We start from the raw sequence: 21,399 nt of genomic DNA, 5'->3' as shown, positions 1-21,399 counted from the left end.
GGCGATGAGTTGTCTGAAAAGGAAGATGTCATGGATGGCACGGGGCGGGGCCCGCTGATAACCGAAGATCAAGTCAGAGCACTGCAATTTTCTGCTGGGGATGTAGCGGAAATAGAGCAGACTATTCTCTCTTTTTTCGATGCCTGCCACACCCGTAAAATAGCGATGGTGGTCGGCAATACCATTAATACCCTTAAAGATCGAGACCGGAATCGGTGGCGAAACCTGTCGGATATTTATTGCGCTTACCTTATCAGGTTCCTGGTTTTTCGTGGCGAATTGGTCGGATACGGTGATTTGTTCAGAATGCGTTTTAGCGAAATGAAACTGTCGGTTGAAACGTCATGAGTGCACATCAGTTTATTTTATGCTGCATTTGGTTCTTCGTATCTGTTCTCTGGATTCTGATACTGTCCACGCTGGACAAAGAATGGATGATTGATGGACGCGGGATTAACAACATCTGCGATGTGTTGGAGCATCTGGAAAATGACGATACTCGCGATGTCGGTGTGATAATGACGTTGCCGCTGTTTTTCCCTTTTCTTTGGTTCACGCAGTGGCGAAAAAAACGCGGCTGGTTTATGTACGCCACCGCGCTGGCGATCTTCGGCTACTGGCTATGGCAGTTTTTCCTGCGCTATCAGTTTTGTTGGTGATTGAAACTGCCAGAGTCGCCTCCGGCAGTTTCTCACGTTACAAGCTTCCTGCCTGACGCCCTTTACGCGCAGACGTTAATGTTCTGCCCGTTTGTTTACCGTTCAGACTTTCCAGACGCATCTGGAACGGCGGGAATGGCATATCGATACCGTGGGCGTGGAAGCCCGCCAGAATTAACTGGTGGATCTCGTGGCGCAGCGGCATACGGTGACCCATTTCCGCGGCGTAAATACGCAACTCGAAAATCTGAATCCCCTGTTGTAGATCGATCAGGAAGACTTCCGGTGCCGGGTTGTCGATGACCAACGAGCAGCGACGCGCTGCGGTTAGCAAGATTTCCGTCACTTCTTCACTGTTGGCATCGGCAGGAGCCGGAATCGTCAACACCACGCGCGTGACCGAGTCAGAAAGCGACCAGTTGATAAACTGCTCAGTAATGAACGCTTTGTTCGGCACAATAATCTCTTTGCGATCCCAGTCGCTGATAGTGGTGGCGCGGGTGTTAATTTTCGTCACACTGCCAGTAAGATCGCGAATTGTCACCGTATCGCCAATGCGAATCGGTTTTTCGAACAGGATAATCAGACCAGAGATAAAGTTGGCGAAAATCTCCTGCAAACCAAAACCGAGACCAACACCGAGTGCAGCGACCAGCCACTGCAATTTCGACCACTCAATACCAATCATCGAGAAGCCGACCAGCCCGCCAATCAGCATCAGCAGATATTTGGTGATGGTGGTGATGGCGTAACCTGTACCTGGCGTTAAATCAAGGTGCTGCAAAATCGCCAGTTCCAGCAGCGCGGGCAGGTTGCGCACTAGTTGCGTGGTGATGATAAACACCAGAATGGCAATCAGCACTGCACCGAGAGTAATCGGTTCCAGACTTTCCACGCCCTGCACTGTGGAGGTGACATCCCACAGCGAAATATTTTCGAGGAAGCCAAAAGCGGAATGAATTTCTGACCACAGCACGATGACTGAAAGAAGGGCGATCAGCATCAGGATTGAACGCACCAGCCGCAAGGATTGTGCACTGATAGCATCGAGATCGACTTCGCTTTCATCCACTTCAATCGCCCCTTCCGGGCTACTGTGATGATGCGCTTCTTCTTCGCCACGCGCGCGTTGTGCCAGCATTTCAGCACGGCGATGCTTCGCCCGGTCAAACGCCAACCTGCGGCGTTGGATCAGCATCCAGCGGCGGATAACGTGATAAATCACCAGTAACAGGAACCAGATGGCGACCGATGTTTCCAGCCTTGCCAGCAGAGCCTGCGCTGTTGCCAGATAACCCACGGCTGCGGCGAGAATAGCGACCAGTGGCGCGCCAATCATCATGTTCCACAGCATATGGTTGGCAATGTTGTCACCACTGCCTTCTTTGTTAAGATACAGCGGGATCCCGGCTTTTTTCAGGCTGAGCGTGACCACTGCCAGTGCACCGCAAATGAGGATAAAGCAAAGACGTCCCAGTGAGCCGGAAAACTCGCGGTCGTCGAGATTATCAAACATCATCAGCGCCATAATCAGTGGCACGATAAGCCCAATGCTCATCAGGTAGTAGCGCATACCACGGGAAACACGTTCGCGCGGCCAGCCGAAATGGGCGATAAACAAGCCGTTCGGGCGAGCAAAGGTGGCGCAAATCATCACCACCCACAGCAGTGGCACGGTGGCCGTTACACCATCGCCAATCGCTACCGCCAGCGGATAAGGCCACGCCTCGCGCAAGCCGTAACCCAGCGTCATCCACAGCACTGGTAGCGGCGAAGCGACGAGGATCGACCAGAAAAGCGTCCGTAACGTCAGCCAGAAATGATCCTGAGTGACTTTGCCGACTTTAGCCGCCGAACGTTCAAGAAAACGGGTGAAATAGCGGCGCGAGTAAATGCTGCAACCGACCAGAATCAACGCGCCAAACAGCGGTAAAATAGTCTCTTTGCTGGTCAGCATCATCATGGTGGCTTTACCTAACTGACTGAAGGTGTCCAGCGAGATCAGACGACGCAGATCCTGGGCGATTTCCAACGGCCAGGCGATGGTCATCGGGCGCACATCAGAGGTCCAGAACAGATAGCGGTGTGTCGCTTCGTTGACCTCTTTCAGCGCATCTTCCAGTTGCCCGTTGGAAACTTTCAGCTTGGTTAGCTCAAGCAGTAGCGTGTCGCCGCCCTGGAGTAATGAGTTAAGCAACTCGCGCTGAGTACGCAATTGAGCTTCGAGTATCCGGTTTTGCTCGGCAGTCAGCGGCTGGCCGTCGGCCTGAAGGATCTGTCGCAGTTGTGGCTGTTTATTGAGGAGATCTTCATAATGCAACCGTTGCACGCGCAACTGAGCCATCTCGGTATCAAGCTGTTGCGGTTTCGGCATTTCCGGCAGGCGTGCCACCTGCGCCCGCAGTGCTTCACCGAGCAAGTTTGATGAACCCAGCCATTGCGACTGTTCACGCAGCGTATTCAGTGCCTGCCGGACTTGCAACGTCTGGCTGGCAGCCTGACGCTGCTGTGAGGCGACGAGATCCATCCGCTGCGCTTGTTGATTCAACGCCGCCGATAGTTCACGGTTAATTTTGAATTGAGCAACGATATCTTCCGGCAAATCGGCACTGCTTTCTGCCAGTAATTCAGTGCTTTCCAGCGCCCGCTCTGCCTCAAGCTGGCGTTGGCTGTTCAACTGGTTGCGCAGGGCCTGCAAATACGCATCCAGTTGCTGACTCTCTTTTTCTGCCAGTGCCGAGCGCAGACGAGCCAGTTCCTGACGGTTATTGGCAGAAAGTTGCGCCAGCTCGAGTTCATCGACCAATGATTTCAAACGTGCGGAGTCGGCCTGCAACGCGAAATTTTGTGCCTGATTAAGCGGACTATTTCCCGTGAGTGTCCCCAGTCGGCGCTCAATTTCATTCAACTGGCGGCGGGCGTCAGTTTGCTGTTGTGGTAATTGATTAAGCGAATCCGCAATCTCGCGGGCGCGTTCCTGCTCTTGCTGGGCCTGACGGCTTTTATCCAGCAACTGACTGCTGACCTGGAGTATTTCCTGATTCAGCGCGTCGGTAGACATCCCCGGCGACACGCTGCGCGGCTCATCACGCATATTGTTTAACTGTGCGCGCAGAGTAGCGGAGAGTTTCGGGTAGTTATCAATGATTTCTTGATATTGCTTGATGCGCTCAAGGGAACCTTTACGTTCCTCAAGCGCATTTAAGGCAGACTGGAGCGCCTCTACGACTTCCGGCTGCGCGGGTTTCGCCGCTTTTGCCTGCTCCAGTTCCTGGGTGATTTGTTTACTATCGGGGGCCGTCGCGGCGTACGCCCCCCAACTGAGGCACCAGGCCATCAGAAAAGTGATAATCAGGCGCACGTCAGCGTTTCCTTTGATGGATTAGACCTGGTCTTTTTTGTCGTCAACCAATGGGCTGGCGTCGTGTTCTGCCTCGATCTCTTCAGCAGGAAGCGGGGCCGGTTCAGTTTCTGGCGTAACAAAGGTTTCGGTAGATACAGCCAGCGGCTGACCAATCTTAGTGACAGAAAGGCTTGCCAGTTGCTCAACCAGATTCACTTTACCCGGCGCAAACAGGTTGATAACAGTAGATCCGAGTTTAAAGCGCCCCATTTCCTGGCCTTTCAGTAGCGCCACAGAATCGTCGTTTTCCCCGGCAGGCCAGGTCCAGCGTTTGATGATGCCTTCGCGCGGTGGCGTAATGGTGCCTGCCCAGACAGTTTCAATGCTGCCAACAATTGTCGCACCGACCAGAATCTGTGCCATCGGGCCGAATTCGGTATCGAAGAGACAGATTACGCGTTCGTTACGGGCAAACAGATTTGGCACGTTCTGGGCTGTGAGATGATTCACCGAGAAGAGATCGCCCGGCACGTAGATCATCTCACGCAGGATACCGTTGCACGGCATATGTACGCGGTGGTAGTCACGCGGGGAGAGGTAAGTGGTCACAAACGTACCGTTGCGGAAGAGATCCGCCATCAGGTAGTTACCCGCCAGCAGGGCTTCAAGACTGTAGTTGTGGCCTTTGGCTTGCAGGATTTTATCTTCTTCGATTTTACCTAACTGGCTGATAACACCATCGGCAGGCATGACCAGAACATTCGGGTCGGTATCGATCGGGCGTACATCGTCACGCAGCGGACGGACAAAAAATTCGTTAAAGGTACGGTAGCTGGCGGTGTCCGGTTTCTGCGCCTCTTTCATGTCGACCTTGTAGTATTTAACGAACAGATCGATAACCAGTTTTGTCAGCCATCCTGCCCGCTTGCTTGCACCCCAACCCACCAGGCGAGTAAGCCATAGTTTCGGCAGAATATACTGTAGCGAAAGTTTGAATGAATTTAACAAGGTAGCCTCCAGGCCATTGTTTTGTCGTTCCTGATCCGGCGTACATGCCGGATCCTGAAAAAAAGGGGACGATTCTAACGACGGTTAGCTTAATTGTCAGTCATCCGTATCAGAAAAGTTTTTACGCGTTTTTACCTGCGCCATGCTTTCCAGAATACGGTGATAGTTTTCGAAACGAGTTTCCGCGATTTTCCCATCTTCAACCGCTTCACGGATAGCGCAGCCCGGATCGGTATCGTGTTTGCAATCGCGATACTTACACAGGCCTAAGTAATCATGAAATTCGACAAAGCCTTGAGTGATTTGTTCCGGTGCCAGGTGCCAGAGACCAAATTCACGCACGCCAGGGGAATCAATCACATCACCGCCGTGCGGGAAGTGATACAGCCGTGCGGCGGTGGTGGTGTGCTGACCCAGACCAGAGTTGTCCGAAACATCGTTGGTCAGGATCTCTTTTTGTAGCCCCAGCAACGCGTTCAGCAGACTGGATTTACCGACGCCAGACTGCCCGGCAAAGATGCTGATCCGCCCGGTCAACGCCTCTTCCAGCGGTTTCAGGCCATCCTGAGTATGGCTGGAAACCATTAATACGCGATAACCAATGTTGCGGTAAATATCCATCTGCTCGTTGACAAATGCCATACCGTCATCGTCCAGCAGGTCGATCTTGTTGAGCACAATAATCGGCTCAATCTGCAAGGTTTCGCAGGCCACCAGGTAACGGTCGATAATATTGAGCGACAGCTCCGGCAAAATGGCGGAGACAATGACGATCTGGTCGATGTTGGCGGCAATGGGCTTCACGCCGTCGTAAAAATCCGGGCGCGTCAACACCGAGGTGCGCTCATGCACCGCTTCAACGATCCCTTTGACATTAATACCTTCCGCCGCCGGTTTGCCCGGACGCCAGACAACGCGATCGCCAGTCACCAGCGAACGGATGGTGCGGCGAATATTGCAGCGGTGAACTTCGCCATCGGCGGATTCCACATCAGCATGCATGCCAAAACGGCTGATGACGATACCTTCATCAGGCTCGCCAAACAGATTGTCGTCGTAGTCGGGCTTCTCCTTAGACGTTTTAAGACGACGCTGGTGATTGGCGTTCACACGGCGCTGCTGGCCTTTGGAGAGTTTATTTTTACTCAATCGTACTGACTCCTGGTCGCCCCTGATGGGCAAAACATCTATGATACACGCAATTGCGAATCAATATAGTCACTGTGAATGGGTGGAAAATAGCATGAGTGCCAATGAAAACAACCTGATTTGGATCGATCTTGAGATGACCGGTCTGGATCCCGAGCGCGATCGCATTATTGAGATTGCCACGCTGGTGACCGATGCCAACCTGAATATTCTGGTAGAAGGGCCGACCATTGCAGTACACCAGTCTGATGAACAGTTAGCGTTGATGGATGACTGGAACGTGCGCACTCATACCGCCAGTGGGCTGGTGGAGCGTGTGAAGGCGAGCACGATGGGCGATCGGGAAGCGGAACTGGCGACGCTCGAGTTCTTAAAACAGTGGGTGCCAGCAGGAAAATCACCGATCTGCGGTAACAGTATTGGTCAGGATCGTCGCTTCCTGTTCAAATACATGCCGGAACTGGAGTCGTACTTCCACTACCGCTATCTCGATGTCAGCACGCTGAAAGAGCTGGCGCGCCGTTGGAAGCCGGAAATTCTTGATGGTTTTACCAAACAGGGGACGCATCAGGCGATGGATGATATCCGTGAATCGGTGGCGGAACTGGCTTACTACCGCGAGCACTTCATCAAGATGTAAAATTTTTCCTGGTCACGTAACCGCCGAAATCCACTTGCGGCGGCGTGATTTTGACGCTAAATTGAACGTCTTGCCGATAATTTCAGCACTTGAGATAAAAACTCAAAAAAATTTTTTAGGGGGGTTGCAGAGGGAAAGATTTCTCGTATAATGCGCCTCCCGTAACGACGCAGAAATGCGAAATTACGAAAGCAAAAATTAAGTAGTACGCGGGAATAGCTCAGTTGGTAGAGCACGACCTTGCCAAGGTCGGGGTCGCGAGTTCGAGTCTCGTTTCCCGCTCCAAAATTTGAAAAGTGCTGAAAGGCACAGACAACCCAATCGCAGTATTTCGAATTGCGACAAGGCGGCAACTGAACGAATCCTTCGGAGCTTACAAAAGTAAGTGACTAAGGTGAGTGAAGGCAGCCAAGGCAGTAGCGATTTGAAAGACGAAGATTAAGCGGGAATAGCTCAGTTGGTAGAGCACGACCTTGCCAAGGTCGGGGTCGCGAGTTCGAGTCTCGTTTCCCGCTCCAAAATTTGAAAGTGCTATAAAGCACAGACCACCCAAGCGGGAATAGCTCAGTTGGTAGAGCACGACCTTGCCAAGGTCGGGGTCGCGAGTTCGAGTCTCGTTTCCCGCTCCAAATTCTCCTCTCAATAAAATATCCACAGCGACGCGATGCGTTATTGCTGGTTTTTGTTATCTCTGACAAACTCTTGTAAACAGAGTTATCCACAGTGTCGGGCTGTAATCTTAATTTCAGGAAAACTTCGCACGGTGAATAGTAATTTTTTAACGTGTTGATATTTAAGTTGAAAAATAAGGTTTTGATTTGTCGTATTGATCGCTTGACGATTTTTTCTGGCTTGAATTGCAATGTGTTTTTAATTTTATTCACAAGCTGTGGATGAATCAGGCGTCACGTGGTAAGCCTTTTTCTATCACGCGAACCAGACGCTGTTTTTTCGGTAGTTGCACCTCGACCACGCAGGCATTTCGTCGCTCGATTTGCTGCGCAATCGCCCACTCTATGTGTTCATCGAGAAGTGGGTGTTCACCTTTCCGACTGTTCAGTGTCGCCAGAATCGCTTCATCCCAGGGCGCATTTCCTAGTGCTACGGCGATATTTCGCAGCCAGCGTAAGTGACCAATCCGCCTAATCGCTGATCCTTCCGTGACTTTTAAAAACTTCTCTTCGCTCCAGGCAAAAAGCTCAATGAGCTCCGGCGCATGTAACGGTTTACGCGGGCTGAAATCATCTTCAGTTGTCAGTTGTGAATAGCGATTCCACGGGCAGATAAGCTGACAATCATCGCAACCGTAAATACGGTTTCCCATTAATGGCCGTAGTTCTTCCGGGATTGCTCCTTCCAGTTCAATGGTGAGATAAGAGATACAGCGGCGAGCATCGACGGTATATGGTTCCACGATGGCTCCGGTCGGGCAAATCGTCATGCAGGCAACGCATTTACCACATCCTTCCTCAACCGGTTGATCCACAGGTAGCGGAATATCAACCAGCAGTTCGCCTAAAAAGAAGAACGAACCAGCTTCGCGATTAAGAATAAGTGAGTGCTTACCTGTCCAGCCAAGACCTGCTTTTTCAGCTAACGGACGCTCAAGAATAGGCGCAGAGTCGACAAACGGTCTAAAATTCAGCGAAACACAATGTTGCTGAATCATCTCGCCCAGCTTTTTGATTCGGTTGCGCAGAAGTTTGTGATAGTCACGGCCCAGCGCATAACGGCTAACATAGCCGAGTTTGGGATTTTTCAGCGTGCTGGCAAATGCGGCGTTGGCAGGAAGATAATTCATCCGCACGCTGATCACGCGCAGTGTACCGGTCAATAACTCGTGGGGGTGGGCGCGCAGCATACCGTGACGCGCCATCCAGTCCATTTCGCCATGGTATTGTTTGTCCAGCCATGCTTGCAGTTTTGGCTCGGACTCGCTGAGATCGGTATCGGTAATACCTACTTGCTGAAAGCCCAGTTCCAGCCCCCACTGTTTAATTTTTTGCGCTAACTGATTGAGATCGAGGGGCTCTGACATGACGGACCATACAATGAAGAAAAACCCCGTAAGTATACCACACACCGTCTGGCACGCCGACGATATCCGCCGTGGCGAACGCGAGGCGGCGGATGCGCTGGGGCTAACGCTCTATGAACTGATGCTTCGTGCGGGGGAAGCCGCGTTTCAGGTGTGTCGTACAGCTTATCCTGACGCCCGTCATTGGCTGGTGCTGTGCGGTCATGGCAATAACGGTGGCGATGGGTATGTGGTCGCGCGGCGGGCAAAAGCCATCGGCATTGAGGTCACGCTGCTGGCCCAGGAGAGCGACAAACCGTTGCCAGAAGAGGCCGCACAAGCGCGCGATGCATGGTTAAACGCGGGAGGCGAGATTCATGCTTCGAATATTGTCTGGCCTGAGTCGGTGGATCTGATAGTTGATGCGCTGCTCGGCACCGGATTGCAGCAAGCGCCCCGTGAACCCATCAGTAAATTAATCGATCATGCCAATACTCATCCTGCGCCGATTGTGGCAGTTGATATTCCTTCCGGCCTGTTAGCACAAACCGGAGCCACGCCAGGTGCGGTGATCAACGCCTCTCACACCGTGACCTTTATTGCCCTGAAACCAGGCTTGCTAACCGGGAAAGCGCGGGATGTAACCGGGGATCTGCATTTTGACTCGCTGGGGCTGGATAGGTGGCTGGCAACTCAGGAGGCGAAAATTCAGCGCTTTTCCGCATCGCAACTTTCTCACTGGCTGAAACCGCGTCGCCCGACATCACATAAAGGCGATCACGGGCGACTGGTGATTATCGGTGGCGATCACGACACGGCGGGCGCGATCCGTATGGCGGGCGAAGCGGCGCTGCGTGCTGGTGCTGGTTTGGTCAGAGTGCTGACGCGCAGTGAAAACATTGCGCCGTTGCTGACCGCGCGCCCGGAATTGATGGTATACGAACTGACTGCGGAATCCTTAGCTGATAGCCTGGAATGGGCCGATGTGGTGGTGATTGGCCCTGGTCTGGGTCAGCAAGAGTGGGGGAAAAAAGCCCTACAAAAAGTCGAGAATTTTCGCAAACCGATGTTGTGGGATGCCGATGCATTGAACCTGCTGGCAATCAATCCCGATAAGCGTCACAATCGCGTGATCACGCCGCATCCTGGCGAGGCTGCACGGTTGTTGGGCTGTTCCGTGGCTGAAATTGAAAGTGACCGCTTACATTACGCACAACGTCTGGTACAACGCTATGGTGGTGTAGCGGTGCTGAAAGGTGCCGGAACCGTGGTCGCTGCACATCCTGATGCGTTAGGTATTGTTGACGCCGGAAATGCAGGTATGGCCAGTGGCGGCATGGGCGATGTGCTCTCTGGTATTATTGGCGCATTGTTAGGGCAGAAACTGACGCCGTATGATGCTGCCTGTGCCGGTTGTGTTGCGCACGGTGCGGCGGCCGATGTGCTGGCAGCGCGTTTTGGTACGCGCGGGATGCTGGCAACCGATCTCTTTTCCACGCTACAGCGTATTGTTAACCCGGAAGTGACTGATAAAAACCATGATGAATCGAGTAATTCCGCTCCCTGACGAGCAGGCAACATTAGACCTGGGCGAACGGGTAGCTAAAGCCTGCGATGGCGCTACCGTAATCTATCTGTATGGCGATTTAGGTGCAGGTAAAACCACCTTCAGCCGGGGTTTTTTACAAGCTCTGGGCCATCAGGGTAATGTCAAAAGCCCCACCTATACGCTGGTCGAACCCTATACGCTCGACAAATTAATGGTTTATCACTTTGATTTGTACCGCCTTGCCGATCCCGAGGAGCTGGAGTTTATGGGGATCCGCGATTATTTTGCCCACGATGCCATCTGCCTGGTGGAATGGCCACAACAAGGTACAGGTGTTCTTCCTGACCCGGATGTCGAAATACACATTGATTATCAGGCACAAGGCCGTGAGGCGCGCGTGAGTGCTGTTTCCTCTGCGGGTGAATTGTTGCTGGCGCGTTTAGCCGGTTAACCTTTAAAAGGTGGCGGGATGATGTATCGCATCAAAAATTGGTTGGTGGCGGCATTGGTGCTGTTGTGCGCACAGGCTGGTGCCGCTACGCTCTCTGATATTCAGGTTTCTAATGGCAGTGAGCAGGCGCGGATAACGTTGAGTTTTATTGGCGATCCTGATTATGCCTTTAGCCATCAAAGCAAACGCACTGTGGCGCTGGATATTAAACAAACCGGTGTAATTCAGGGGCTACCGTTGTTGTTCAGTGGCAATAATTTGGTAAAAGCTATTCGCTCTGGCACGCCAAAAGATGCGCAAACGCTGCGGTTGGTGGTCGATCTTACCGAAAACGGTAAAACCGAAGCGGTGAAGCGGCAGAATGGTAGCAATTACACAGTCGTCTTTACGATTAACGCCGATGCACCGCCACCGCCCCCTCCGCCGCCTGTGGTTGCTAAACGCGTTGAAACACCTACGGTTGTCGCACCGCGCGTAAGTGAACCTGCGCGCAATCCGTTTAAAACTGAAAGCAACCGCACAACAGGTGTCATCAGCAGCAATACGGTAACGCGTCCGGCAGCGCGCGCGACGGCTAACACTGGCGATAAAATTGTCATCGCCATTGATGCCGGGCACGGCGGTCAGGACCCTGGCGCTATCGGCCCTGGCGGTACGCGGGAGAAAAATGTCACCATCGCCATCGCGCGTAAATTGCGTACTTTGCTCAATGCCGATCCGATGTTTAAGGGGGTTTTAACCCGTGACGGGGATTACTTTATTTCGGTGATGGGGCGTAGTGACGTCGCACGTAAGCAAAATGCCAATTTCCTCGTGTCGATTCACGCCGATGCCGCACCGAACCGCAGTGCCACCGGCGCTTCTGTATGGGTGCTCTCGAACCGTCGCGCAAACAGTGAAATGGCAAGCTGGCTGGAACAGCACGAGAAACAGTCAGAGTTGCTGGGCGGTGCTGGTGATGTGCTGGCAAACAGCCAGTCGGATCCGTACTTAAGCCAGGCTGTGCTGGATTTACAGTTCGGTCATTCCCAGCGGGTAGGGTATGATGTGGCGACCAGTATGATCAGCCAGTTACAACGCATTGGCGAAATTCATAAACGTCGACCAGAACACGCCAGCCTTGGCGTTCTGCGTTCGCCGGATATCCCGTCAGTACTGGTCGAAACCGGTTTTATCAGCAATAACAGCGAAGAGCGTTTGCTGGCGAGCGACGATTATCAACAGCAGTTGGCAGAAGCCATTTACAACGGCCTGCGCAATTATTTCCTTGCGCATCCGATGCAGTCTGCGCCGCAGGGCGCAACTGCGCAGACAGCCAGTACTGCCACGACGTCAGATCGCACGCTGCCAAACTAAGGATTATTGATGCCAATTCAGGTCTTACCGCCACAACTGGCGAACCAGATTGCCGCAGGTGAGGTGGTCGAGCGACCTGCGTCGGTAGTCAAAGAACTGGTGGAAAACAGCCTCGATGCGGGGGCGACGCGCATTGATATTGATATCGAACGTGGTGGGGCGAAACTTATCCGCATTCGTGATAACGGCTGCGGTATCAAAAAAGATGAACTGGCGCTGGCGCTGGCGCGTCATGCCACCAGTAAAATCGCCTCTCTGGACGATCTCGAAGCCATTATCAGCCTGGGCTTTCGCGGTGAGGCGTTGGCGAGTATCAGTTCGGTTTCCCGCCTGACACTCACTTCGCGCACCGCGGAACAGCAGGAAGCCTGGCAGGCTTATGCCGAAGGGCGTGATATGGATGTGACGGTTAAACCTGCTGCCCATCCGGTAGGAACGACGCTGGAAGTGTTGGATCTGTTCTACAACACCCCGGCGCGGCGCAAATTCATGCGCACCGAGAAAACGGAATTTAACCATATTGATGAGATTATCCGGCGTATTGCACTGGCGCGTTTCGATGTGACCATCAACCTGTCACATAACGGCAAAATCATGCGCCAGTACCGCGCGGTGCCGGAAGGCGGGCAAAAAGAGCGCCGTTTAGGGGCGATTTGTGGCACCGCTTTTCTCGAACATGCGCTGGCGATTGAATGGCAGCACGGTGACCTCACGCTGCACGGCTGGGTCGTAGATCCGACTCATACCACGCCCGCGCTGGCAGAAATTCAGTATTGCTACGTGAATGGGCGCATGATGCGCGATCGCCTGATCAATCACGCGATTCGCCAGGCCTGCGAAGATAAACTGGGGGCCGACCAACAACCGGCGTTTGTGTTGTTTCTTGAGATCGACCCGCATCAGGTGGATGTTAACGTGCACCCTGCCAAACACGAAGTGCGTTTTCATCAGTCGCGCCTGGTGCATGATTTTATCTATCAGGGCGTGTTAAGCGTGCTGCAACAGCAACTGGAAACGCCTTTGCCGTTGGAGGGTAACGCTCAGCCAGCACCGCGTCCTGTACCAGAAAACCGCGTGGCAGCAGGGCGTAATCATTTCGCTGAACCGGCAGTTCGTGAGCCAGCAGCCCAGCGCTACTCTCCTGCTCCAGCAACAGGCAGCCGCCAGGCCGCTCCGTGGCCGAACGCACAGCCAGGCTACCAGAAACAGCAAGGCGAAGTGTATCGCCAGCTTTTGCAAACGCCTGCGCCAATGCACAAACCAAAAGCGTCAGAACCGCAGGAACTTACGCTGGCAGCGAATGGTCAAAGCTTTGGTCGGGTGCTGACTATCGTCCATTCTGACTGTGCGCTGCTGGAACGCGACGGCAAAATTTCACTTTTAGCCCTGCCGGTAGCGGAACGCTGGTTGCGTCAGGTGCAACTGACGCCGGGTGAATCGCCAGTTTGCGCCCAGCCGTTGCTTATTCCGTTGCGGCTAAAAGTCTCTGGCGAAGAAAAATCGGCATTAGAAAAAGCGCAGTCTGCACTGGCAGAGTTAGGCATTGAATATCAGTCCGATGCGCAGCATGTGACCATCAGGGCCGTGCCTTTACCCTTACGCCAACAAAATTTACAAATCTTGATTCCTGAACTGATAGGCTACCTGGCAAAGCAGTCCGTATTCGAACATGGCAATATTGCGCAGTGGATTGCACGAAATCTGACGAGCGAACATGCACAGTGGTCAATGGCACAAGCCATTACCCTACTGGCGGACGTAGAACGGTTATGTCCTCAGCTTGTGAAAGCGCCGCCGGGTGGTCTGTTACAATCTGTTGATTTACATCCGGCGATAAAAGCCCTGAAAGATGAGTGATATCAGTAAGGCGAGCCTGCCTAAGGCAATTTTTTTGATGGGGCCAACGGCCTCCGGTAAAACGGCGCTGGCTATTGAGCTGCGTAAAATTTTACCAGTAGAGTTGATAAGCGTTGATTCTGCCCTTATTTACAAAGGGATGGATATCGGGACGGCGAAGCCGAACGCTGAAGAGTTACTCGCCGCGCCGCACCGATTGCTGGATATTCGCGATCCGTCGCAGGCTTATTCGGCTGCTGATTTTCGCCGCGATGCGCTGGCGGAAATGGCCGATATCACCGCGGCGGGGCGGATCCCGCTGTTGGTAGGCGGTACGATGTTGTATTTCAAGGCGTTACTGGAAGGGTTGTCGCCGCTACCGTCGGCGGACCCGGAAGTACGGGCCAGAATTGAGCAACAGGCGGCAGAGCAAGGTTGGGAGTCATTGCACCGTCAACTTCAGGAGATCGATCCGGTTGCGGCAGCAAGGATTCATCCAAATGATCCACAAAGGCTTTCCCGGGCACTGGAAGTTTTTTTCATTTCGGGTAAAACTTTAACGGAACTGACGCAAACGTCAGGAGACGCTCTACCGTATCAGGTGCATCAGTTCGCCATCGCCCCGGCGAGCCGTGAACTGCTCCATCAACGAATTGAGCAGCGTTTTCATCAGATGTTGGCTTCAGGTTTTGAAGCAGAAGTCCGGGCGCTTTTTGCCCGAGGAGATTTGCATACGGATTTGCCTTCCATTCGTTGCGTGGGTTATCGCCAGATGTGGTCTTACCTTGAAGGCGAAATCTCATACGATGAAATGGTTTATCGAGGTGTTTGCGCCACGAGACAGTTGGCGAAGCGGCAAATAACCTGGCTACGTGGTTGGGAAGGGGTTCACTGGCTTGACAGTGAAAAACCAGAACAGGCGCGTGACGAAGTATTACAGGTTGTTGGTGCTATCGCAGGCTGAATGTGTACAATTGAGACGTATCGTGCGCAATTTTTTCAGAATCGAAAGGTTCAAAGTACAAATAAGCATATAAGGAAAAGAGAGAATGGCTAAGGGGCAATCTTTACAAGATCCGTTCCTGAACGCACTGCGTCGGGAACGTGTTCCAGTTTCTATTTATTTGGTGAATGGTATTAAGCTGCAAGGACAAATCGAGTCTTTTGATCAGTTCGTGATCCTGTTGAAAAACACGGTCAGCCAGATGGTTTATAAGCACGCGATTTCTACTGTTGTCCCGTCTCGCCCGGTTTCTCATCACAGTAACAACGCCGGTGGCAGTACCAGCAGTAACTACCATCATGGTAGCAGCGCGCAGAATACTTCCGCGCAACAGGACAGCGAAGAAACCGAATAAGGTTTTGGGCTGTTTTTTTACACGGGGAGCCAGCGATCCTGCGTTCCCCGCTGATCTATTTAGAGGGTTATACGCTTGTTTGACCGTTATGATGCTGGTGAGCAGGCGGTGCTGGTACACATCTATTTTACGCAAGACAAAGATATGGAAGACCTCCAGGAGTTTGAATCTCTGGTCTCTTCCGCCGGTGTCGAAGCATTGCAGGTGATTACCGGTAGCCGTAAAGCGCCGCACCCAAAGTATTTTGTTGGTGAAGGTAAAGCCGTTGAAATTGCGGAAGCCGTAAAAGCGACGGGGGCTTCGGTCGTTCTTTTTGACCATGCACTGAGTCCGGCGCAGGAGCGTAACCTGGAGCGTTTGTGCGAATGTCGTGTTATCGACCGCACTGGTCTTATTTTAGATATTTTCGCCCAACGTGCACGTACTCATGAGGGTAAGTTGCAGGTTGAGCTGGCGCAGTTGCGCCATCTGGCCACGCGCCTGGTGCGTGGTTGGACCCACCTTGAAAGACAGAAAGGCGGGATCGGTTTGCGTGGGCCGGGCGAAACCCAGCTCGAAACCGACCGTCGTTTGTTGCGTAATCGCATTGTGCAGATACAGTCGCGCCTGGAAAAAGTTGAAAAGCAGCGTGAGCAGGGGCGGCAATCGCGCATCAAAGCCGACGTTCCTACAGTTTCGCTGGTGGGATATACCAACGCCGGTAAATCTACCCTTTTCAATCGCATCACCGAAGCACGGGTTTATGCGGCAGACCAGTTGTTTGCCACCCTCGACCCTACGTTGCGGCGTATTGACGTCGCGGATGTCGGTGAAACCGTACTGGCGGATACCGTAGGGTTCATTCGCCACTTGCCGCACGATCTGGTGGCGGCGTTTAAAGCCACGTTGCAAGAGACGCGGCAAGCCACATTGCTGCTGCACGTCATTGATGCGGCAGATGTGCGCGTACAGGAGAACATCGAAGCGGTGAATACGGTTCTTGAAGAGATCGATGCTCACGAGATCCCAACCCTGCTGGTGATGAACAAGAGCGATATGCTGGACGATTTCGAACCGCGTATTGATCGAGATGAAGAGAACAAACCGATTCGTGTCTGGCTTTCCGCGCAGACCGGAGCGGGGATACCACAGCTTTTTCAGGCTTTGACGGAGCGGCTTTCCGGTGAGGTGGCGCAGCATACATTGCGTTTGCCGCCGCAGGAAGGGCGTCTGAGAAGCCGTTTTTATCAGCTTCAGGCAATAGAAAAAGAGTGGATGGAGGAGGACGGCAGCGTAAGTCTGCAAGTTCGTATGCCGATCATTGACTGGCGTCGCCTCTGTAAACAAGAACCGGCGTTGATCGATTACCTGATCTAACCGGCAAAGCGTCTGAAGCGTGGAGTCATATCCTCTGGCGTCGAAAGACAACAGGGATCACCGCATAACAAATATGGAGCACAAACATGGCGTGGAATCAGCCCGGTAATAACGGACAAGACCGCGACCCGTGGGGAAGCAGCAAACCTGGCGGCAACTCTGAGGGAAATGGAAACAAAGGCGGTCGTGATCAAGGGCCACCTGATTTAGATGATATCTTCCGCAAACTGAGCAAAAAGCTCGGTGGACTGGGCGGCGGCAAAGGCACTGGATCTGGCGGTGGTAGTTCATCGCAAGGTCCGCGCCCGCAGCTTGGCGGTCGTGTCGTTACCATCGCAGCGGCAGCGATTGTCATTATCTGGGCGGCCAGTGGTTTCTACACCATTAAAGAAGCTGAACGTGGCGTGGTAACACGCTTTGGTAAATTCAGCCATCTGGTTGAGCCGGGTCTGAACTGGAAACCGACGTTTATCGACGAAGTCAAACCGGTGAACGTAGAAGCCGTGCGTGAACTGGCTGCTTCCGGTGTGATGCTGACGTCGGACGAAAACGTGGTGCGCGTTGAGATGAACGTGCAGTACCGCGTAACCAATCCGGAAAAATACCTGTATAGCGTGACCAGCCCGGATGACAGTCTGCGTCAGGCTACCGACAGCGCCCTGCGTGGAGTTATCGGTAAATACACCATGGACCGCATTCTGACGGAAGGTCGTACTGTGATTCGTAGCGATACCCAGCGCGAACTGGAAGAGACGATTCGTCCGTATGACATGGGTATCACGCTGCTGGACGTCAACTTCCAGGCCGCTCGTCCGCCGGAAGAAGTAAAAGCCGCGTTTGACGATGCGATTGCTGCGCGTGAAAACGAACAGCAATACATTCGTGAAGCAGAGGCGTATACCAACGAAGTTCAGCCGCGTGCGAACGGTCAGGCGCAACGTATCCTCGAAGAGGCGCGTGCGTACAAGGCTCAGACTATCCTGGAAGCCCAGGGTGAAGTGGCGCGCTTTGCTAAACTTCTGCCGGAATATAAAGCCGCGCCGGAAATTACTCGCGAGCGTCTGTATATCGAGACGATGGAAAAAGTGTTGGGTAACACCCGCAAAGTGCTGGTTAACGATAAAGGTGGCAACCTGATGGTTCTGCCGTTAGACCAGATGCTGAAAGGCGGCAACGCGCCTGCGGCGAAGAGCGACAACGGTGCCAGCAACTTGCTGCGTCTGCCGCCAGCCTCTTCCTCCACAACCAGTGGAGCAAGCAACACGTCGTCCACCAGTCAGGGCGATATTATGGACCAACGCCGCGCCAACGCGCAGCGTAACGACTACCAGCGTCAGGGGGAATAACGATGCGTAAGTCAGTTATCGCGATTATCATCATCGTGCTGGTAGTGCTTTACATGTCTGTCTTTGTCGTCAAAGAAGGTGAGCGCGGTATTACGCTGCGTTTTGGTAAGGTACTGCGTGACGATGACAACAAACCTCTGGTTTATGAACCGGGTCTGCATTTCAAGATACCGTTCATTGAAACGGTGAAAATGCTCGACGCGCGTATTCAGACCATGGACAACCAGGCAGACCGCTTTGTGACCAAAGAGAAGAAAGACCTGATCGTCGACTCTTACATCAAATGGCGCATCAGCGATTTCAGCCGTTACTACCTGGCAACGGGCGGCGGCGATATTTCGCAAGCAGAAGTGCTGCTGAAACGTAAGTTCTCTGACCGTCTGCGTTCTGAAATTGGTCGTCTGGATGTGAAAGACATCGTCACTGATTCTCGTGGTCGTCTGACCCTCGAAGTGCGTGACGCGCTGAACTCTGGTTCTGCGGGGACGGAAGATGAAGTGTCTACGCCTGCGGCAGATAACGCTATCGCAGAAGCCGCTGAACGTGTAACGGCAGAGACTAAGGGCAAGGTTCCGGTCATCAACCCGAACAGTATGGCTGCGCTGGGTATTGAAGTTGTCGATGTGCGTATCAAGCAGATCAACCTGCCGACCGAAGTGTCTGAAGCGATTTACAACCGTATGCGCGCCGAGCGTGAAGCGGTAGCGCGTCGTCACCGTTCACAAGGTCAGGAAGAAGCGGAAAAACTGCGCGCGACTGCCGACTATGAAGTGACCAGAACGCTGGCAGAAGCAGAGCGTCAGGGTCGTATCATGCGCGGTGAAGGTGATGCCGAAGCGGCTAAACTGTTTGCTGATGCATTCAGCAAGGACCCAGACTTCTACGCGTTCATCCGTAGCCTGCGTGCCTACGAGAATAGCTTCTCCGGTAATCAGGACGTGATGGTCATGAGCCCGGACAGCGATTTCTTCCGCTACATGAAGACGCCGAGCTCCGCGACGCGTTAAGATAACGACCGCGGTACAGGTAAATAAAGCCACCGCATCCTCAGGGATGCCGGTGGTTTTCTTTTTCTATAAGGACAATGAATGAATTCGACAATCTGGCTGGCGCTTGCTCTGGTTTTGGTGCTGGAAGGTTTAGGGCCGATGCTTTACCCACAGGCGTGGAAGAAGATGATCTCCGCGATGACCAATTTACCCGATAATATTTTACGCCGTTTTGGCGGTGGACTTGTGGTTGCGGGCGTTGTGGTCTACTACATGTTGAGGAAAACGATTGGCTGAGCAAAAAATAGACTGACTAAGGTCATTTTTGGATGCAAAAAGTGCTGTAACTCTGAAAAAGCGATGGTAGAATCCATTTTTAAGCAAACGGTGATTTTGAAAAATGGGTAACAACGTCGTCGTACTGGGCACCCAATGGGGTGACGAAGGTAAAGGTAAGATCGTCGATCTTCTGACTGAACGGGCTAAATATGTTGTACGCTACCAGGGCGGTCACAACGCAGGCCATACTCTCGTAATCAACGGTGAAAAAACCGTTCTCCATCTTATTCCATCAGGTATTCTTCGCGAGAATGTAACCAGCATCATCGGTAACGGTGTTGTGCTGTCTCCGGCTGCGCTGATGAAAGAGATGAAAGAACTGGAAGACCGTGGCATCCCCGTTCGTGAGCGTCTGCTGTTGTCTGAAGCATGTCCGCTGATCCTTGATTATCACGTGGCGCTGGATAACGCACGTGAGAAAGCGCGTGGTGCGAAAGCGATCGGCACCACGGGTCGTGGTATCGGGCCGGCCTACGAAGATAAAGTAGCACGTCGCGGTTTGCGTGTTGGCGACCTTTTCGACAAAGAAACCTTCGCTGAAAAACTGAAAGAAGTGATGGAATATCACAACTTCCAGTTGGTTAACTACTACAAAGTTGAAGCGGTTGATTACCAGAAAGTTCTGGATGATGTGATGGCGGTTGCTGACATCCTGACTTCTATGGTGGTTGACGTTTCTGACCTGCTCGACCAGGCGCGTCAACGTGGCGATTTCGTCATGTTCGAAGGTGCGCAGGGTACGCTGCTGGATATCGACCACGGTACTTATCCGTACGTAACTTCTTCCAACACCACTGCGGGTGGCGTGGCGACCGGTTCCGGCCTGGGGCCGCGTTATGTTGATTACGTTCTGGGTATCCTCAAAGCTTACTCCACTCGCGTTGGCGCAGGTCCGTTCCCGACTGAACTGTTTGATGAAACCGGCGAGTTCCTCTGCAAGCAGGGTAACGAATTTGGCGCGACAACGGGTCGTCGCCGTCGTACCGGCTGGTTGGACACCGTTGCTGTTCGTCGTGCGGTACAGTTGAACTCTCTGTCTGGCTTCTGCCTGACCAAACTGGACGTTCTGGACGGCCTGAAAGAGGTGAAACTCTGCGTGGCCTACCGTATGCCGGATGGTCGCGAAGTGACCACCACTCCGCTGGCAGCAGACGACTGGAAAGGCGTTGAGCCGATTTACGAAACCATGCCGGGTTGGTCTGAATCCACCTTTGGCGTGAAAGATCGTAGCGGTCTGCCGCAGGCAGCGCTGAACTACATCAAGCGTATTGAAGAGCTGACCGGTGTGCCGATCGATATCATCTCTACTGGTCCGGATCGTACTGAAACCATGATTCTGCGCGACCCGTTCGACGCGTAATTCTGGTACGCCCGGCAGATCTTTTGCCTGCCGGGCTAGCAGTGTGATACATTACTGTGTCGGGTAAGCCATTACGCTATCCGACACAGTGTTAAATCCTCGCTTTTTTCCTTCCCCAAACTGAAATAAATTAGCGACACAGCTTGTGGCTGGTTTATCATCAATGTAAATGTATTTTTTCCCGCTTTCCCTTTTTTGAGGTTGATGTGCAGTTAACGAGTTTCACTGATTACGGATTACGCGCGCTGATCTACATGGCATCATTGCCAGAAGGGCGGATGACCAGCATTTCTGAAGTGACTGACGTCTACGGCGTTTCCCGTAATCATATGGTCAAAATAATCAATCAACTTAGTCGTGCCGGCTACGTGACTGCTGTTCGTGGAAAAAATGGCGGCATTCGCCTGGGTAAACCGGCGAGTGCTATACGTATTGGTGATGTGGTGCGCGAGCTGGAACCCTTATCGTTGGTGAATTGCAGCAGTGAGTTTTGCCACATCACACCTGCCTGTCGGTTGAAACAGGCACTTTCAAAGGCCGTGCAAAGTTTTCTTACGGAACTGGATAACTACACGCTTGCCGATTTGGTTGAAGAGAATCAACCGCTTTATAAATTATTGCTGGTGGAGTGACGAAAATCTTC

The 21,399-nt window shown here is 52.8% G+C and carries 19 protein-coding genes and 3 tRNA genes; 18 read left to right on the top strand and 4 right to left on the bottom strand.

Annotation, left to right across the window (positions count from 1 at the left end; all coding sequences use genetic code 11):
- Positions 1-30: 30 nt before the first annotated feature.
- Together yjeN and C1192_RS19190 are read left to right on the top strand one after the other, a co-directional pair.
- Positions 31-348: a protein YjeN gene (gene yjeN / locus C1192_RS19195; RefSeq protein WP_000349123.1), complete on the top strand. Its 318-nt coding sequence runs from the start codon at positions 31-33 to the stop codon at positions 346-348.
- A complete protein-coding gene (locus tag C1192_RS19190; protein WP_001272717.1) occupies positions 345-659 on the top strand; it encodes a YjeO family protein in 315 nt (104 codons plus the stop codon). The genes yjeN and C1192_RS19190 overlap by 4 nt, the downstream gene beginning before the upstream one ends.
- A 37-nt stretch (positions 660-696) precedes the next feature.
- On the opposite strand, the gene mscM is transcribed toward C1192_RS19190, so the two are convergent.
- The 3 genes from mscM to rsgA all read right to left on the bottom strand — a co-directional run bounded on the left by mscM (position 697) and on the right by rsgA (position 6,159).
- Positions 697-4,020, bottom strand: a complete 3,324-nt coding sequence (mscM, locus tag C1192_RS19185; protein WP_038355154.1) for a miniconductance mechanosensitive channel MscM — start codon at positions 4,018-4,020, stop codon at positions 697-699.
- A 21-nt stretch (positions 4,021-4,041) separates the two neighbouring features.
- Positions 4,042-5,010 carry an archaetidylserine decarboxylase gene (asd, locus tag C1192_RS19180; RefSeq protein ID WP_038355153.1) on the bottom strand — a complete coding sequence of 323 codons (969 nt, stop codon included), beginning with the start codon at positions 5,008-5,010 and terminating at the stop codon, positions 4,042-4,044.
- Between the two features lie 96 nt (positions 5,011-5,106).
- Complete coding sequence (rsgA, locus tag C1192_RS19175; RefSeq protein WP_000041983.1) at positions 5,107-6,159, bottom strand: small ribosomal subunit biogenesis GTPase RsgA; 1,053 nt, start codon at positions 6,157-6,159, stop codon at positions 5,107-5,109.
- Positions 6,160-6,253: 94 nt separating this feature from the next.
- Between rsgA and orn the strand changes: the two genes are divergently transcribed.
- The 4 genes from orn (at position 6,254) to C1192_RS19155 (ending at position 7,428) form a co-directional block, all read left to right on the top strand.
- Positions 6,254-6,799, top strand: a complete 546-nt coding sequence (orn, locus tag C1192_RS19170) for an oligoribonuclease (RefSeq protein WP_038355152.1) — start codon at positions 6,254-6,256, stop codon at positions 6,797-6,799.
- A 209-nt stretch (positions 6,800-7,008) separates the two neighbouring features.
- Positions 7,009-7,084: transfer RNA gene (locus C1192_RS19165), tRNA-Gly, on the top strand.
- Between the two features lie 157 nt (positions 7,085-7,241).
- Positions 7,242-7,317 (top strand) — tRNA-Gly (locus C1192_RS19160).
- A gap of 35 nt (positions 7,318-7,352) precedes the next feature.
- Positions 7,353-7,428 (top strand) — tRNA-Gly (locus C1192_RS19155).
- Between the two features lie 269 nt (positions 7,429-7,697).
- Here the strand turns inward: C1192_RS19155 and queG are convergent.
- Positions 7,698-8,837, bottom strand: a complete 1,140-nt coding sequence (gene queG, locus C1192_RS19150; RefSeq protein WP_038355151.1) for a tRNA epoxyqueuosine(34) reductase QueG — start codon at positions 8,835-8,837, stop codon at positions 7,698-7,700.
- Between queG and nnr the strand changes: the two genes are divergently transcribed.
- The 12 genes from nnr to nsrR all read left to right on the top strand — a co-directional run bounded on the left by nnr (position 8,836) and on the right by nsrR (position 21,388).
- On the top strand, positions 8,836-10,383 hold the full coding sequence (gene nnr / locus C1192_RS19145) for a bifunctional ADP-dependent NAD(P)H-hydrate dehydratase/NAD(P)H-hydrate epimerase (RefSeq protein WP_077784560.1): 1,548 nt from the start codon (positions 8,836-8,838) through the stop codon (positions 10,381-10,383). The two genes, queG and nnr, sit on opposite strands and share 2 nt — an antisense overlap.
- Positions 10,355-10,816 (top strand): tRNA (adenosine(37)-N6)-threonylcarbamoyltransferase complex ATPase subunit type 1 TsaE, encoded by a 462-nt coding sequence (gene tsaE / locus C1192_RS19140; RefSeq protein WP_000981973.1) that lies wholly within the window; start codon positions 10,355-10,357, stop codon positions 10,814-10,816. The genes nnr and tsaE overlap by 29 nt, the downstream gene beginning before the upstream one ends.
- Before the next feature lie 18 nt (positions 10,817-10,834).
- Complete coding sequence (gene amiB / locus C1192_RS19135; protein ID WP_016262802.1) at positions 10,835-12,172, top strand: N-acetylmuramoyl-L-alanine amidase AmiB; 1,338 nt, start codon at positions 10,835-10,837, stop codon at positions 12,170-12,172.
- Between the two features lie 9 nt (positions 12,173-12,181).
- Positions 12,182-14,029 carry a DNA mismatch repair endonuclease MutL gene (gene mutL, locus C1192_RS19130; protein WP_038355150.1) on the top strand — a complete coding sequence of 616 codons (1,848 nt, stop codon included), beginning with the start codon at positions 12,182-12,184 and terminating at the stop codon, positions 14,027-14,029.
- Complete coding sequence (gene miaA / locus C1192_RS19125; protein WP_001280339.1) at positions 14,022-14,972, top strand: tRNA (adenosine(37)-N6)-dimethylallyltransferase MiaA; 951 nt, start codon at positions 14,022-14,024, stop codon at positions 14,970-14,972. Before mutL ends, miaA begins: the two co-directional genes overlap by 8 nt.
- A gap of 85 nt (positions 14,973-15,057) precedes the next feature.
- Positions 15,058-15,366, top strand: coding sequence for an RNA chaperone Hfq (hfq, locus tag C1192_RS19120; RefSeq protein WP_001051887.1), 309 nt, complete (start codon positions 15,058-15,060; stop codon positions 15,364-15,366).
- Between the two features lie 75 nt (positions 15,367-15,441).
- Positions 15,442-16,722 carry a ribosome rescue GTPase HflX gene (gene hflX / locus C1192_RS19115; RefSeq protein ID WP_038355149.1) on the top strand — a complete coding sequence of 427 codons (1,281 nt, stop codon included), beginning with the start codon at positions 15,442-15,444 and terminating at the stop codon, positions 16,720-16,722.
- A gap of 86 nt (positions 16,723-16,808) precedes the next feature.
- Positions 16,809-18,068: an FtsH protease activity modulator HflK gene (gene hflK, locus C1192_RS19110; protein ID WP_000312488.1), complete on the top strand. Its 1,260-nt coding sequence runs from the start codon at positions 16,809-16,811 to the stop codon at positions 18,066-18,068.
- A 2-nt stretch (positions 18,069-18,070) separates the two neighbouring features.
- Positions 18,071-19,075, top strand: a complete 1,005-nt coding sequence (hflC, locus tag C1192_RS19105; RefSeq protein ID WP_001232407.1) for a protease modulator HflC — start codon at positions 18,071-18,073, stop codon at positions 19,073-19,075.
- 81 nt (positions 19,076-19,156) lie between these two features.
- Positions 19,157-19,354: a DUF2065 domain-containing protein gene (locus C1192_RS19100; protein ID WP_001089300.1), complete on the top strand. Its 198-nt coding sequence runs from the start codon at positions 19,157-19,159 to the stop codon at positions 19,352-19,354.
- A gap of 103 nt (positions 19,355-19,457) precedes the next feature.
- A complete protein-coding gene (gene purA / locus C1192_RS19095; RefSeq protein ID WP_000527967.1) occupies positions 19,458-20,756 on the top strand; it encodes an adenylosuccinate synthase in 1,299 nt (432 codons plus the stop codon).
- Positions 20,757-20,962: 206 nt separating this feature from the next.
- Positions 20,963-21,388 (top strand): nitric oxide-sensing transcriptional repressor NsrR, encoded by a 426-nt coding sequence (nsrR, locus tag C1192_RS19090; RefSeq protein ID WP_001177639.1) that lies wholly within the window; start codon positions 20,963-20,965, stop codon positions 21,386-21,388.
- Positions 21,389-21,399: the final 11 nt, after the last annotated feature.

It is taken from the genome of Escherichia marmotae, from assembly GCF_002900365.1.
GTDB lineage: Bacteria > Pseudomonadota > Gammaproteobacteria > Enterobacterales > Enterobacteriaceae > Escherichia > Escherichia marmotae.
Note: the sequence above shows the minus strand (reverse complement) of the source record. Positions and strands in the feature narration are given on the sequence as shown.